The organism is Bacillus sp. FSL H8-0545 (assembly GCF_038006105.1).
Lineage (GTDB): Bacteria > Bacillota > Bacilli > Bacillales > Bacillaceae_G > Bacillus_A > Bacillus_A cereus_U.
Genome location: NZ_JBBOUO010000001.1, coordinates 1970819 through 1985762, shown reverse-complemented (window position 1 = coordinate 1985762; position 14944 = coordinate 1970819). Strand labels below are relative to the sequence as shown.

Sequence of the window (14944 nt, the reverse complement as noted above, 5' to 3'; positions counted from 1 at the left end):
TTCGGTACAATACAACTACAACGATTTTAAATGAGGTGATGTTCATGGCAAAGCGCTATGAAAATATGGATAATGTAAGTACAAAAAAATCAATTCGCTCCTTCTTACGCTGGCGTAAAGAGAGAAAGCAAAACAAAAAAGACTTTTCTTTCCTAGTAGAACAATCACCTGTTAAACAAAGTAAATTTCTGCTAAATAACTTTAAAAAAACGACTGTCACATGGATTGGTCATTCAACTTTTCTCATTCAAACGAACGGCTTAAATATTTTAACAGATCCAGTATGGGCTAATAAATTAAAGTTAGTTCCACGACTTACTGAGCCTGGGCTCACTATAAAAGAACTACCTAAAATCGATATCGTTCTTATTTCACACGGTCATTACGATCATGTAGACTTTTCATCTCTTCGTCAACTAAGCGATGATACTTTATACCTAGTTCCTATTGGGCTAAAAAAATTATTTACTCGTAAAAAATTCACCAATGTAGAAGAATACAATTGGTGGGAAAGTACAACAATTGATGAAGTCTCTTTTCACTTCGTACCTGCCCAGCACTGGACGAGAAGAACATTATTTGATATGAACACCTCTCACTGGGGAGGATGGATCATTGATAATATGACTTCTTCAGAAATCATTTATTTTTGTGGTGATAGTGGTTATTTCCAAGGATTTAAAGAGATCGGCAAACGTTTTTCAATCGATATTGCACTTATGCCAATTGGTGCCTATGAGCCAGAATGGTTTATGAAAGTGTCTCACGTTTCACCAGAAGAAGCTGTGCAAGCCTATCTAGATATAAAAGCTACACATTTCATTCCCATGCACTACGGTACTTTTGCTTTAGCAGATGAAACACCAAGGGAAGCAGTAACACGACTACGAAATAACTGGAATTTACGAATGCTACCGTGGGAACAACTACATGTTCTCTTTTTAGGTCAAACTTTCACTTATAGCCCTATTGTCCCAGATAAAGAACCAGTAAAAATCACAGAAACTTCTCCTGTATAATAGAACTAAATTTTCTGAGTAATTTACCATATACTTCAAAAAATCGAAAAGGGTGTTTTCCATGAAAGATTATTTACAGACTCGCTATATCATTAGCGGAAGCGCCTGTATTGCCCTTCTCATTTCTTACTTCATATACACATAAAAAAGCTACTTGAAAATTCATTTCAAGTAGCTTTTTTATTACTCTGCTAAATACATAAAACCAATTGCTCCTGGTCCTGTATGAGTACTGATAACTGGTGTTGTATAGAAAATCTCTGATTGAGTGAATCCATTCACTTTTTCAACAGCTGCTTTTACACTTTCTGCTAAAGGAATTGCTTTAGCATGTGGAATCGCAACAGCTTTCACCACTTTTCCAGTAGTATCCTCCTCGAATATTTTAGCCAATGTTTTTACAATTTGCCCTTGGCTACGTACTTTCGTTACCGGATTATATACGCCACCTTCAAGGCTTGCAATAGGTTTAATATTAAGTAATGAACCGATAAAAGCTTTCCCTTTACCGATACGTCCACCCTTCACTAAGTTCTCTAATGTATCTACGACAACATATAAACGAGTATTCTTTCTTACTTCATCAATACGTTTTAAAATATCTTCTAGTGAGCATTCTTCTTTTGCCATTTTTGCAGCTTCAATTACTTGATATGCTAAAGCATGTGTAATAAATTGAGAATCAACAACTGTTACTTTTGTATCTGTCATTGATGCAGCGCTATTCGCTGTTGCGACAGTACCGCTCATTCCACCTGTCATATGGATAGAAAGCACTTGGCTTCCGTCTTCGCCTAGCTTGTCATACATTTCTACAAATGTACCCATAGCCGGTTGTGATGTTTTTGGTAATTCTTCTGATTTAATCATTTCTTCAATAAATTCATCCGGTTGCAAATCTACACGATCTAAGTATGTTTGTCCATTTACAGAAATAGATAATGGTAAAACATGAATATCATACTTCTCAATCACTTCTTGAGTTAAATCTGCCGTTGAATCTGTTACAATTTTAATTTTTTGCATATTATATTCTTCCCTTTCGAATACGCTCTCCCTGTTATTATACTAGCATTCCTGATGCTTTCAACAATTTCGAATAAATTTCACCAAATTAATTATATTTTTATACCTAAAATAAAACAGACAGAGCCTACCTAACTCTGTCCCTGCTGTATATTATGCATTCTTTTCAAGAGTATTTGTTTTATATACATTTGAATAATCATTCCACTTCAAACAACTTTGTAAATATTCACGGAAAGAGTACGAGACTCTTGGGTTTTTATGTTTTTGAATTTTTGCAATAAACAATTGAAGACGAGACTGAATTAGAAACGCTAATGGATGCTGTGTTTGTAGGACAGGGATTTCAAATATTTTAATACAATTCCCTGTTGCATGAGTGAAATAAAAACTTTTCGTAATCACAATATCAATCCTCTTTTTCGTTGGATTTTTGAACTTCCTCCACTTTATTCTTTAACACGTTTTTTAGTGTAGGTTTCCTATGAATACTAAAATATCCTTAAACTGCCCCCGTTTAGAAGTTAATACTTCATTTATATCCACCTAATTCGAACCCTGTCCTATATATACTTTGAGACGGGAGTCTTATTACCCATATATAGCTTGATAACTTCAGTATAACCTTATAAAAATGAAAAGTTTGTCTAAATTTTGGAGATTCTATAATTTTTTTCTTCTATATATTGTATACAATTATGGCTAGAGTATAACAAATAAATTAAAAAGTGCCTTTATAACGAGGCACTTTTCGACTGTGTTTCTTCTTCTCTTTTCTGTTTTCGTTTACTAACTATCTTTGATAAAGCGATACTAATTTCATAAATACAAATAAGCGGTACCGCTACTAAACTATGTGATAAAAAATCTGGCGGCGATATACACGATGCAATTATAATCAACACGACATAAGCATATCTTCTTATTTTCTGCAGAAATTCTGCCGTTAGAAGACCTATACTCGTTAAAAACATAACAACTACAGGTAATTCAAATATAACAGCAAACGGAACTGTTAAATTTAATACGAAATGAAAATATTTTTCCGTTGTAAACATTGTATTAAACATCTCATTACCAATTGTAGTTAGGAAATGAAATAAAAATGGCATGACGATAAAATAACCGAAAGATAGGCCTGCTATAAATAATATAGACAATACCGGTATATACATTAATGTCATTTTTTGTTCATTGGGATGTAAACCTGGTTTTACAAATAACCAAATTTGTATCGCAGCAAAAGGAATTGTACAAACGATAGCAAATACTGTAGCAATCAAGAAAAAAATCCACAACACATCACTTGGACCGAGAACAGTTAATTTCATTGGTAAATCTTTTACAAGCCAAAAATAAATATCCTTCGTAAAAGTAAATCCAATAATTAAAAATAATACAAAGGATAATACTGTATATATTACTCGTTTGCGAAGCTCAACAATATGTTCTACTACGCTCATTTCCCGATCTTCCATCTCGTTCACCACACTTTATTTATCCATTCCTAGAAAAACTTCATCAGATTCTTTTATTTATTTTTTTCTTTCTCTTGAAATGCCTCATCAGTCAATTCTTTTGTTGATTTTTTAAATTCTTTTAACGTTTCCCCTAAAGCTTTCCCAATTTCCGGTAACTTTTTTGGGCCGAATAAAATTAACACTGCTACTAAAATTAAAATTAACCCTGGAAAGCCAATATTTGAAAACATTTCCCCATCCCCTTCATAAGTAGATTCTTGTCCTACTATTCCATAAGTTCATTTTGTCAAAAAATTTTGTAAACGTCAATGTATCCGTTGTCTTTTGTCAAAAAAATTCAAAAATAAAATCAATTATACAAATATCATTTTCTATTCCTTTTGTATATGATATGGTTAAGGAAAATATAACTTATCTCAATACAGTGAAAGGGATTAACATTATGACGCAAAAAATTACAAGAATGACCCAATTTGTAAAAGAAGAAATTGCGAATGCAATTACCCATGGTATCGGTGCCATTTTAAGCATCCCTGCCTTAATCATATTAATTATTCATGCTTCCAAACATGGTACAGCATCTGCTGTTGTTGGTTTTACCGTTTATGGCGTAAGCATGTTCTTGCTATACTTATTTTCTACACTGCTACATAGTATCCATCATCCAAAAGTAGAAAAGTTATTTACCATTTTAGATCACTCCGCCATATATTTATTAATTGCCGGCACGTATACACCATTTCTACTCATTACACTGCGTGGCCCGCTCGGTTGGACTTTACTCGCAATTATTTGGACCCTTGCGATTGGTGGAATTATTTTCAAAATCTTCTTTGTTCGTCGCTTTATTAAAACATCAACATTATGTTATATCATTATGGGTTGGCTCATCATCGTTGCCATTAAACCCCTTTATGAAAATTTAACCGGTCACGGCTTCTCACTACTATTAATAGGCGGCATTTTGTATTCTGTCGGAGCTATATTCTTCCTTTGGGAAAAGCTTCCGTTCAATCATGCCATTTGGCATCTCTTCGTACTAGGCGGTAGTACAATGATGTTTTTCTGCGTACTGTTTTATGTCTTACCCGCAGCATAAAAAAAGTTTCAGCTTGTTTAAGCTGAAACTTTTTTTATTACTTATGTAATTGAGATGCAATAATATCTTTTGTATGCTGGGTTAACTCTTTAGCATCCATACTTGCATATTCTTCAGGTGTAATTGGCTTAGAAATTGTTAATGTTGCATGAGCTGGTTTCATACGATTTCCATTAGCCTCAAACATCTTATATGTACCATCTAAAGTTACTGGTAATATAGATACGCCAGATTTTACAGCAAGGTGAAAACTCCCTGCTTTAAACTCACCGATTTCGCCACCCTTACTTCTCGTTCCCTCTGGAAAAATTACGATAGAATGCCCGTTCTTTAACAGTTCAATTCCATCTTTAATTGCCTTAAGAGATTGACGGCGATCGCTGCGGTCCATAAACACACAATTCATTAGTTCCATCCATGTTGGTACAACCGGAAACTTTTTAATTTCCGCTTTTGAAACGAATCCAATTGGCTTATTTAAGTAACCTAGTAAAACAGGAATATCCATATTACTTTGATGATTACTTACAACTAGCACTGGCTTGTCTTTCGGAACATTTTCAAGTCCCTTTACTTCTACAGTCGATCCAGTTACACCCACCATTTTCTTACCAAACCAGTTTGTGGTTTTATACACAACACTATCTTTTTCTTGCGGTGACATCGCATTTGCTTTTCTTTTTATACGCCACAATCTTGGTGTAATCGCAATTACGATTAAAATTAAATAAAAGATTTTAAAAAACGTTTGAATCATACAGAACCCCCACCTATTATCATTCCGACCTTCATTATACTAGACAAACGAAGGAAAAAGAAGAAAAAATGTCCAAACAACAAGTGTTTGGACATTTTGAAGTTTTCTATATTAGAAACGTTTTGCTAATTCGCGTGCATTTACAATTGCTGCTTCCTTAATGTCTTGTGCTTTTTCAGGATTTGCATTCATTCCTTCAACTGCAATATATTCAGTGTCTGATACACCCATGAATCCTAATACTGCATTTAAGTGATTGCGACCGAAGTCCATAGATGCGTATGCTCCTTCAGAGTAAACGCCGCCTGTAGCTTGAATATGAAGTGCTTTTTTGCCTTCTAGTAAGCCAACTGGACCATTTTCAGTATATTTGAATGTTTTGCCTGCAATTGATAAGTTATCTAAGTATGCTTTCACTACTGCTGGGTAGCTGAAGTTCCACATTGGAGTCACGAATACATAACGGTCTGCATGCATAAATGTTTCTAAGTTATTGTTCATTGCTGCAACTTTTTGTTGCTGATTTTCACTTAAAGTTTCGAATCCTTCGCCTGCTGCAAATTTACCCCAAGCAGCGAATACGTCTGCATCGATTGCTGGTACAGTTGTATTGAATAAATCAATTGTTACAACTTCGTCTTGTGGATGTTCGTTTTTATATGCTTCGATGAAAGCTTCCCCTACTGCCATACTGAAAGAACCTTCTGCTGAATTTGGATTTGCTGTAATAAATAGTACTTTTGTCATTGTATTATCTCCCTTTTTTAAATTTATCTTTAATTTGAGATTTATTATTTTATAGTAAATAACTTACCTTATGTAAGTATAATACAAAAAGTTTTAATGGCTGTCAATAAAAAAATAGCTGCTTTTTTTTCGTAAGTTAATAAGTTATATTATTTCAGTTAGTTTTTGTATATAAATATTAAGGTTTTAATCAAATAAAAAAACTACCTCCATATTTCATGGAGATAGTCTTCATCAATTACTACTTTTGAAAAACATGTTTCACTTTTTCAGCCGGAATATTACTTCCACCTCTACCTTTTACATCTTCAATCATCATTGTAATGACCATATCAGGTGAATTTAAATCAAACGCAGCGAACCAACCTAGTTCTTTTCCTTCTGCCTCTTTTGATACTTTTAATTCTGCTGTTCCTGTTTTACCAGCAAGGGTCATACCATCAATTTTCGCAATTTTCCCCGTACCATCTGGATCGTTAATTACTTTTGTTAAAGCCGTTTTCAATATATCTTGAGTTCCTTTAGAAATCACATTTTCTTTCCAGGCCTTTGGTTGTTTATCTGTTTTAATAAGATATGGCGACGGAATCGTTCCATCATTTACAATCGGTGCATACGTTAAAGCTAAATGAAGAGGGGTCATTAAGACTTGTCCTTGTCCATATCCTGTATCTGCCATTTGAATATCATTTTTTATGCCATCACTTGCGATTTTAGAAACCGGGAATCCGTATTCAATTGGTAATTTCTCATCAAATCCGAATTTTTTCGCCTCAGCCATAAATTTATCTTTTCCAATTTTCAAAGCTTCTTGTGCAAAGTAAATATTATCCGAGTATTTCATTGCCTTATCAAAATCAATCGGATTTGCATCTTTTACACGTGTTACGTAATAATTGCCCCAAGAAGAATCTTTCGTCCATTTCAATCCTTCAATTTTCAATTCTTCTTTCGGATCAATTGTTTTTGTTTCAAGTCCAATTGCACCTGTAATTGGCTTAAATACAGAACCCGGAACCGATAATTGTGTAAATCGATTCGTCATCGGTTTTTTCGGGTCATTATTCCAAGCTTCACGTTGAGCTTTTGATGTCCCTCTCGCAATAAGATTAGGATCGTATGCTGGACTACTTACAAGTGCAATCGTTTCCCCGCTTTTCGGATTAATTGCAGCACTAGATCCAGCCTCTCCTTTCATTTCATTATAAATTTTTTCTTGAGTAGCACTATCAATAGTTAAAGTTACATTTTCCCCATCAACAGCATCTGTTTTCGCTAAATTTTTAATTTCTTTTCCTTGTGCATCTTCCATGAAGACACGGCCACCTTTTTTCCCGCGTAGCTGTTCTTCCAATACTTGCTCTAATCCAGCCTTACCAACTGGTTCATCGGCTTGATAGCCTTTCTTTTGAAGCGTTTTTAAATCTTCAGCATTTACTTTTCCGATATAACCAGTAAGATGCGCTGCTGCTTCCCCTAACGGATATGTACGAACATTTACAGGTTTTGTTGCAACACCTGGTAAATCGATGTACGTATTTTGCGTTGCCCCCTCAGGCAAAATTCCAATTGGTACGAGATACCCTGGTTTTACCCATTTCGCAGCTAGTTTTTGATCAATCTCTTCTACAGACATATTTAACAACTTCGCTACCGTTTCTTTCGTTTGCGGAGCAGCATCCCCTAACTTTTCAGGAATCATTCCGATTTCAGAAGCTTTACCATTCGTCGCAAGACCTTTTCCATTACGATCGTAAACTTCACCACGTTTTGGTTGTGTTGTCTGCATACGCACTTTACTATCTTTTGTCATGCCAGGGAAAATGAAATCAGGAGTCCAATCTATTTTCCAAGACTCTTTATCCCCATCTTTTTCTTTCACCATTTTTGCTTCATGGCCAAAAGTGATTTTACCACCAACTGTATCCATGCTTACTTTAAAAGGAACAGGGCCTTCATCTTTTTTATCTTCTTTTACTTCCCCTGTTTCTACCTTTAAGTCTTTCACTTCAATACCAGAATAAATCTTTTCATATTTCTCAGTAAACTCTTTCTGTGAAATATCTTTTTTTGCATTTTCTGATAATTGATCATACATATCTGCAAATTTTTGTTTATTCCATGCTTTTACATATGTATCAAACGCTTCTTGTGGTTTTTCTTCTTTGCCGCATCCGACTAGCATTAATGCAAAGCAAAGAAAAAGAATCCCCCATATTTTTCTCAACCGATTCTCCTCCTTTTATTACATAGCGTACTTCTAAAGATTTATAGCATTCTATACATGCTAACTCTCATTATAGCACTATCGAATCCCCTCTATAAAGATACATTTAATAATATAAATAAAAAGATTGATGTGAATGCTCACATCAATCTTTTTTTATTGTTGCTTTTCATAAATATGATAATAGTACGTGTACGGATTTTTTTCATCCGTTAAGCCCTTCTCCACAAAAACTTCTTTCCAATCAGTCATATCTATTTCCGGGAAGAATGTATCTCCATCAAACGCATGATGAATCTTTGTTATATACAATTTCTCCACATACGGTAAGAATAAATCATAAATTTGCGCTCCTCCAAAAATAAAGATTTCTTCTTCATCTTTGCATAGCTCAAACACTTCTTCCGCAGAATGAGCAACTTCACAACCTTCAACATGATACTCTCCATTGCGAGTTACGATAATATTACGTCTTCCTGGCAGTGGTCTACCAATCGCTTCGTAGTTCTTTCTTCCCATAATAAGCGGGTGACCCATTGTCGTGTTCTTCACATACTGTAATTCACTTGGCAAATGCCAAGGCAATTTATTATCTTTACCAATTACTCTATTTTCGTCCATTGCGACCATAAATGAAATAATCATCTTTTCATCTCCTCTACAATTACACTGCAACTGGTGCTTTAATTGCTGGATGTGGATCATATCCTTCAATAGTTAAATCGTCCATTTCAAAATCAAACACAGATTTCACATCTGGATTTAATGTAAGTTTAGGGAACGGACGTGGTTCACGTGCCAACTGCTTTTCTACTTGTTCAAAATGATTTGTATAAATATGTGCATCACCAATTGTATGAACAAACTCTCCTACTTCGAGACCACATTCATGTGCAATTAAATGTGTTAAAAGTGAATAGCTTGCAATGTTAAATGGAATGCCAAGGAAAATATCACCGCTTCTTTGATATAACTGACAAGAAAGCTTTCCATCTGCTACATAAAACTGGAATAGCGTATGACAAGGCGGTAAAGCCATACTCGGTACATCTTCAGGATTCCAAGCAGAAACAATTAGGCGACGTGAATCTGGCGTTTTTTTAATCATATCAATTACATCTTTTAGCTGATCAAGCGTCTCACCAGCTGTCGTTTTCCAAGCTCGCCACTGCTTTCCGTATACATCTCCTAAATAACCATATTTATTCGAAAAATCATCATCTTCTAGAACGTTCTTTTTAAACAATTCCATTTGCTCATCGTATTGCTTCTTAAATTCCTCATCTTGTTGAGAGCGAAGACCGAAATCTGTCATATCAGGGCCATTATACTCGTCACTTTCTACCCAGCTCTTAAACGCCCATTCATTCCAAATATTATTATTATGTTGTAATAAATAACGAATATTTGTATCACCTTTCATAAACCAAAGCAGTTCACTTGCTACAAGGCGAAATGGGACTCTCTTGGTAGTTAATAAAGGGAATCCTTTACTTAGATCGAAACGCATTTGATATCCAAATACAGATACAGTACCTGTCCCTGTACGATCTTCTTTCTTCGTACCGTGCTCCATTACATGACGGCATAAATTTAAGTATTCATATTCAGCATGTTTCATATGTAGGAAAACCTTCTTTCAATCTTATATGAGATTTATCATAACATGAAAAACAGCGAATTTAATAATCCAAATTAATAAAAATTCTTTCAATATTTCTTACAAAATTATTAACTTTCAATATTAAAAAAGGTTTTCACTTTTCTATTACAGAAAGTATAGTGCGGAACATAAAAATTATATTTGGAGGTTGGAAGCATGTCTAAAATCAAAACTCCTGTTTTAAGTACGTTACAACATAAGGTTGAGAAGATGATGAGGGATTTACACGTTCCTGGCGCTGCTATAGCCGTTATAAAAGATGGTGAGGTCATTATTTCTGAAGGTTTTGGTTATCGTAGCATAGAGAAAAAAGAGGCTGTTACTCCGCAGACACGATTCGCAATCGGTTCCGCAACGAAAGCATTCGGTACACTTTCATTAAGCTTATTAGCACAGCAAAAAAAGTTTAATTGGGATACTCCTGTCCAAACTTACGTACCTAACTTCTCTTTATCTGATATGCTCGCTAACTCGCAAGTTACAGGACGAGATTTAGCTTCTCATCGTACTGGGGTAAGTCGTCACGATGCTCTTTGGTACAGTTCTTCCTTAACTCGAAAAGATATCGTAGAAAAAATAAAACATTTATCACTTGATGCACCGTTCCGCACAGCATTTCTTTATAACAACTTAATGTATGCGACAATTAGTTATATTGTGGAAAGCATTACGAATCAAACGTGGGAGCAATACGTTACAGAACATATTTTAGAACCTTTAAATATGAGGCATACAAACTTCTCTGTTACAGACTCACAACATACAGATGATTACGCATTACCTTACACTGAAGATAATGGTGAAATGAAAGAAATTCCATTCCGAAATATCGATACCGTTGGAGCAGCTGGATGTATTAACTCTACCATTGAAGATATGGCAAAATGGGTTCTACTTCATTTAAACAAAGGAAAAACAGAAAATCATGATTTGATTTCTACTGAACTACTCCAAGAAATGTATACACCGCATACTCCAATTCCAGATCAGCCAATGTTATCAACGACTGAATCACCATTAAATAGCTACGGACTCGGTTGGTTTATTAGCGCTTACCGCGGTTATAAACTGATTCATCACGGCGGTAATATTGATGGATTTTCTGCACTTGCGTCATTTATGCCCAACGAAAATATCGGTGTTATCGTGCTAACAAATTCTGGACAAACTTTACTCCCTACTTATATTACAAAACATATTTACGACGAACTTCTCGGACTAGAATATATCGACTGGCATGAACGTGCTATAGAAGATAGTGAAAAAATGAAAGAAATGATGAAAGAGGCAACTGAATCACTTCCTGAAGCAATAAATGGGACTACCCCTTCTCATACATTAGATGACTACACTGGAACTTTTGAGCACCCTGCTTATGGAACACTGAAAATATACAAACAAGATGATTCCTTACATGTACAATTCATGGATACGGAAATTAAACTACAGCACCATCATTACGACATCTTCTCAGCATCAATTAGTTTGTTCCAAATGAAAATGGGGCTTTTATTCGCTTATGATATGAATGTAAATGGTGAATTCCCGACTCTTCAATTACATGTACCTGCAACTTTAAGTACTCAGCCTCTTACATTTACGAAAATTAAATAACAAATTAAATAGAGGGAAGATTACTCTTCCCTCTATTATTTTGAAATTAGAAATCCACCTTGAAACCTATAATCCTATTATTGAATTTAATAAATGAAATGAGGATAACCCAAATACTAACTCATTTATCAAAACAGCTTAATGAACAAGCGATGCATTAATTATTATATATTCCCTCAACGGACAAGACTTTCTTATCACCGATTCAATGAATGTGGAAGAACATCATTATTATTGGTGCGTTTATTTTTCTTATCTCTCCATATGAATTTTTTCAAACACATAAACACAGTTACTGAAATAGCGACTCCAACTGTAACATCTGAAGCAAAATGAGCTCCTACCATAATACGACTCATTGGTACTAGTATCATCCATAAAAGAATGAGAATCCAAACACCTATTTTTTTCTTTTTAGTGAAGCGAAATATTCTGGTAATAAACTAAACAAAATGACCAACGCTGCATTAGCACTATGGCCTGAAGGGAATGACATAAACTCATCACTTTTAGCAATTCCTTGAGGTATAAACCATTTTGAAAATCCTTCAAATGATCCAATAGAAATCATATGACGATAGCGTTCTCTACCCCATCCTAGTTTTATTAGATTAAATGTAATTAACACAATAACTACACTTAATAATCCAATTAATGCAATGTCTCTCAATTTTGCATCATCGTATTTACTCCATGATTTAGAAATCATATAACAAGCTACAATAAAGCAAAGCATAAAAGTTGGAATCAATATTTTTGAAATAGTTAAATAATGTACTAGCATAAATGAAGCTATGAAAGCGAACAAAAGAATGATTACTCCATAGCCAATTCCAGATAGATAATACCCTCTTGAACCTTTATTCTTTCTAGTTTTAAATAAATACATACTAGAAAATAAGGCAATAAGCATCGCTGGAATTTCTCCTATAGCTTGTAAAAAAAGAGCGATCTTATTAGTTGGTTCATATAAACTATGGGATATTTGTAAGTCTGTAAATGCAAAGATACATAGTAAAATAGCGAAGCTGGAAATTAATATCACTTTTCTACTTTTCATCATCCCTCCTACTTCCCACTATGTTTTAATATAAAATTCCCCATCTCAATTGCTAAATCTTCACTTTGAGGATAGACACCTACGTTATCTCCATAAGCGTGCCCTAAACCACGATAAAGAACTGTTTCAGTATCAACTCCTTTTTTAGTTAATTTAGCTGCATACGCTAAACATTCTATCATTAAAAAATCATGCTCTCCTACCGTAATAAATGTACTTGGATAATCTGAGGATACATCAACATATGGACTTAAATACTTAGAATGAATTTCTGTCGTACCAAGCACTTCTGACATACCTCCAACCATTGAATGCATAATATTAAGCATTTTTTCTAATCCTTTTTTATACTTAGGAGCAATTTCATATTTATCTATACTCCAAGAATAAAATTCATCTTCATAATCACACATATTAATTGTAGGATACAGAAGCAACTGTCCCTTCACGTACTTCCTACCATCTTCCATATCTTTAGTTGTACAATACTGTGTTAAGTTCCCTCCTGCACTATCACCTGCCACAAAGATATTATTCTTATCTCCGCCTAATGTATCAGCATTTTCATAAATCCACTTTAAAGTAGTGTAGCAATCTGTATGCCCAGTTGGAAAAGGATTTTCCGGAGCTAATCGATAATCCACAGAAACGGCTAGTATATCTGTTTTTTCTACTATCAATTTCACAAGTTCTTCTACTACATCTGGTGATCCTGCCATGAATCCACCACCGTGAATAAAGTATAAAACTGGCGCATTCTCCTGTTTAGAAACACTGTTATAAATTCTTATCGGAATATCATATCCATCTTCCGCTTTCACTGTTTTATGTGTAATATTAATGTCTTTAGTGACAATTGGAACACTTTTAATTCCATTAAATTGTTTTCGCATATTCCTTACCGATTTTTCAGAAGCGTCCATTTTCATCATATTTTTAGGCATAAACCTCATGATATTCATTTGAACCTTCATATCCTTATAAAGACGTGGATCCATCGCTCCTTTTTCATCACAATCTGGTATGTTTTTTACTAAGACTTTTGCCCCCTGTACATTGATGTTTTCTTGTTTTTCTTGAATTTTTTCTAATAGATTTAAGTCATATTTTCTAGTCATCTAGTATTCATCCTCCCTTTTTTAAATGCTTTCATTTCTTCGGATTAGATAAATCTCTATTGAATCTCACTTCATTTACTATTACTAAATAAAAAAACGTTCCATGTACAAAATGTAACATGGAACGTTTTTTTATTGTTGTTTATATTTGATGCAATTATAGGCATTTTTTGATATGATATTTTTTCTATACTGTAATGGTGTATATCCATATTTCTCTTTAAACTGTGAAATAAATGATTTTACATTTGGAAATCCGTGTTTTACTGCTATATCTTGTATAGAATTTGTACTTCTAATAATATCTTCATAAGCTTTATAGAGCCTATATCTCGTTAAAAAAGTGGTAAAATTTGATCCGAACGATTTTTTGAACATACGTGAAAAATGTTCTTCACTTACAAAAAAATGTTTAGCCACATCTTTCAGTTTAAGTTCTTCATCATAATGTTTATAAATATATGTAATCATTTCTTTCTGTTTATTTCCAAGTTGATAATTATTGTCTATACTCTCTCCATCTTTGCAATATCGCAATAGAATATAAACAATTTCATAAATTAGACTATTAATTTTTATGTAACTTAAATCATCAGAATTTGCGACTAACTCCTTTAATTCATAAAATATTTGCTGGAGGTTAGTTTTCTGAACAACTGATTCTTTTATATTAAATCTATATTTATCAAAATCTCCATTTACCTCTTTAAGAAATTCATAAGAAATAATTAACATCATTACTGCACAACTTGTATTTTCAACTTTTTCGAATTCATGAACATCGCCACTATTTACAAAAATAAATTCGCCAGCGGATACTTTCTTTTTTTGCCCATTCACATACAAGAAAACTTCTCCATATACGACTAGGCTAATTTCAATACTTCTATGCCAGTGAGGAGGAATATAATAGTGAAAACCAGTAGGTAGCATTGTATCCTCTATATATTCAACCATTCCTGGAATTCTATCGCGTAATTTTATTTCTTCATATTTGCCTTGCCTGATTTTCAATAGTCCACCCCCTTTTTATATTATAAAGTAGACGTCAAGGTTTTCATTCCTTCATAAAAAAACTACATATATAGTATGTAAAGAGATTATCTCATGAGTTATTTACAAATAGCAGGTGT

At 33.9% G+C, this 14944-nt stretch carries 14 protein-coding genes and 1 pseudogene; 3 read left to right on the top strand and 12 right to left on the bottom strand.

Translation table 11 applies throughout. The features are described from left to right. Positions 1–44: 44 nt before the first annotated feature. Positions 45–1019, top strand: a complete 975-nt coding sequence (locus tag MHI07_RS10480; RefSeq protein ID WP_340823561.1) for an MBL fold metallo-hydrolase — start codon at positions 45–47, stop codon at positions 1017–1019. Positions 1020–1202: 183 nt separating this feature from the next. Here the strand turns inward: MHI07_RS10480 and MHI07_RS10475 are convergent, their stop codons facing one another. From MHI07_RS10475 to MHI07_RS10460, 4 genes are all read right to left on the bottom strand, one after another. Next, on the bottom strand, positions 1203–2045 hold the full coding sequence (locus tag MHI07_RS10475) for a DegV family protein (protein WP_340823559.1): 843 nt from the start codon (positions 2043–2045) through the stop codon (positions 1203–1205). Between the two features lie 153 nt (positions 2046–2198). Beyond that, positions 2199–2450: a DUF2535 family protein gene (locus MHI07_RS10470; RefSeq protein ID WP_002158010.1), complete on the bottom strand. Its 252-nt coding sequence runs from the start codon at positions 2448–2450 to the stop codon at positions 2199–2201. 329 nt (positions 2451–2779) lie between these two features. Next, positions 2780–3523 (bottom strand): twin-arginine translocase subunit TatC, encoded by a 744-nt coding sequence (gene tatC / locus MHI07_RS10465; protein ID WP_033714706.1) that lies wholly within the window; start codon positions 3521–3523, stop codon positions 2780–2782. Positions 3524–3576: 53 nt separating this feature from the next. Beyond that, complete coding sequence (locus MHI07_RS10460) at positions 3577–3756, bottom strand: twin-arginine translocase TatA/TatE family subunit (protein WP_002012719.1); 180 nt, start codon at positions 3754–3756, stop codon at positions 3577–3579. Positions 3757–3968: 212 nt separating this feature from the next. Between MHI07_RS10460 and trhA the strand changes: the two genes are divergently transcribed. Beyond that, a complete protein-coding gene (gene trhA / locus MHI07_RS10455) occupies positions 3969–4625 on the top strand; it encodes a PAQR family membrane homeostasis protein TrhA (protein WP_002118985.1) in 657 nt (218 codons plus the stop codon). Positions 4626–4662: 37 nt separating this feature from the next. Here the strand turns inward: trhA and MHI07_RS10450 are convergent, their stop codons facing one another. The 5 genes from MHI07_RS10450 to MHI07_RS10430 form a co-directional block, all read right to left on the bottom strand. After that, positions 4663–5382 (bottom strand): lysophospholipid acyltransferase family protein, encoded by a 720-nt coding sequence (locus MHI07_RS10450; RefSeq protein ID WP_002158013.1) that lies wholly within the window; start codon positions 5380–5382, stop codon positions 4663–4665. A gap of 111 nt (positions 5383–5493) precedes the next feature. Continuing rightward, positions 5494–6129, bottom strand: coding sequence for an FMN-dependent NADH-azoreductase (locus MHI07_RS10445; RefSeq protein ID WP_002158014.1), 636 nt, complete (start codon positions 6127–6129; stop codon positions 5494–5496). A 241-nt stretch (positions 6130–6370) separates the two neighbouring features. Then, positions 6371–8356, bottom strand: coding sequence for a penicillin-binding protein 3 (pbpC, locus tag MHI07_RS10440; protein ID WP_340823554.1), 1986 nt, complete (start codon positions 8354–8356; stop codon positions 6371–6373). A 156-nt stretch (positions 8357–8512) separates the two neighbouring features. Continuing rightward, a complete protein-coding gene (locus MHI07_RS10435) occupies positions 8513–9001 on the bottom strand; it encodes a dihydrofolate reductase (RefSeq protein ID WP_016104734.1) in 489 nt (162 codons plus the stop codon). 19 nt (positions 9002–9020) lie between these two features. Next, positions 9021–9977 carry a thymidylate synthase gene (locus MHI07_RS10430; protein WP_016104733.1) on the bottom strand — a complete coding sequence of 319 codons (957 nt, stop codon included), beginning with the start codon at positions 9975–9977 and terminating at the stop codon, positions 9021–9023. 198 nt (positions 9978–10175) lie between these two features. Between MHI07_RS10430 and MHI07_RS10425 the strand changes: the two genes are divergently transcribed. After that, positions 10176–11633 (top strand): serine hydrolase, encoded by a 1458-nt coding sequence (locus MHI07_RS10425; protein WP_002158018.1) that lies wholly within the window; start codon positions 10176–10178, stop codon positions 11631–11633. A 197-nt stretch (positions 11634–11830) separates the two neighbouring features. On the opposite strand, the pseudogene MHI07_RS10420 reads toward MHI07_RS10425, so the two are convergent. The 3 genes and pseudogenes from MHI07_RS10420 to MHI07_RS10410 all read right to left on the bottom strand — a co-directional run bounded on the left by MHI07_RS10420 (position 11831) and on the right by MHI07_RS10410 (position 14825). Then, positions 11831–12693, bottom strand: a pseudogene (locus tag MHI07_RS10420) (phosphatase PAP2 family protein). Positions 12694–12701: 8 nt separating this feature from the next. Then, complete coding sequence (locus MHI07_RS10415; protein ID WP_215572761.1) at positions 12702–13811, bottom strand: alpha/beta hydrolase; 1110 nt, start codon at positions 13809–13811, stop codon at positions 12702–12704. A gap of 132 nt (positions 13812–13943) precedes the next feature. Next, positions 13944–14825, bottom strand: coding sequence for an AraC family transcriptional regulator (locus MHI07_RS10410; RefSeq protein ID WP_002158021.1), 882 nt, complete (start codon positions 14823–14825; stop codon positions 13944–13946). Positions 14826–14944 lie beyond the last annotated feature (119 nt).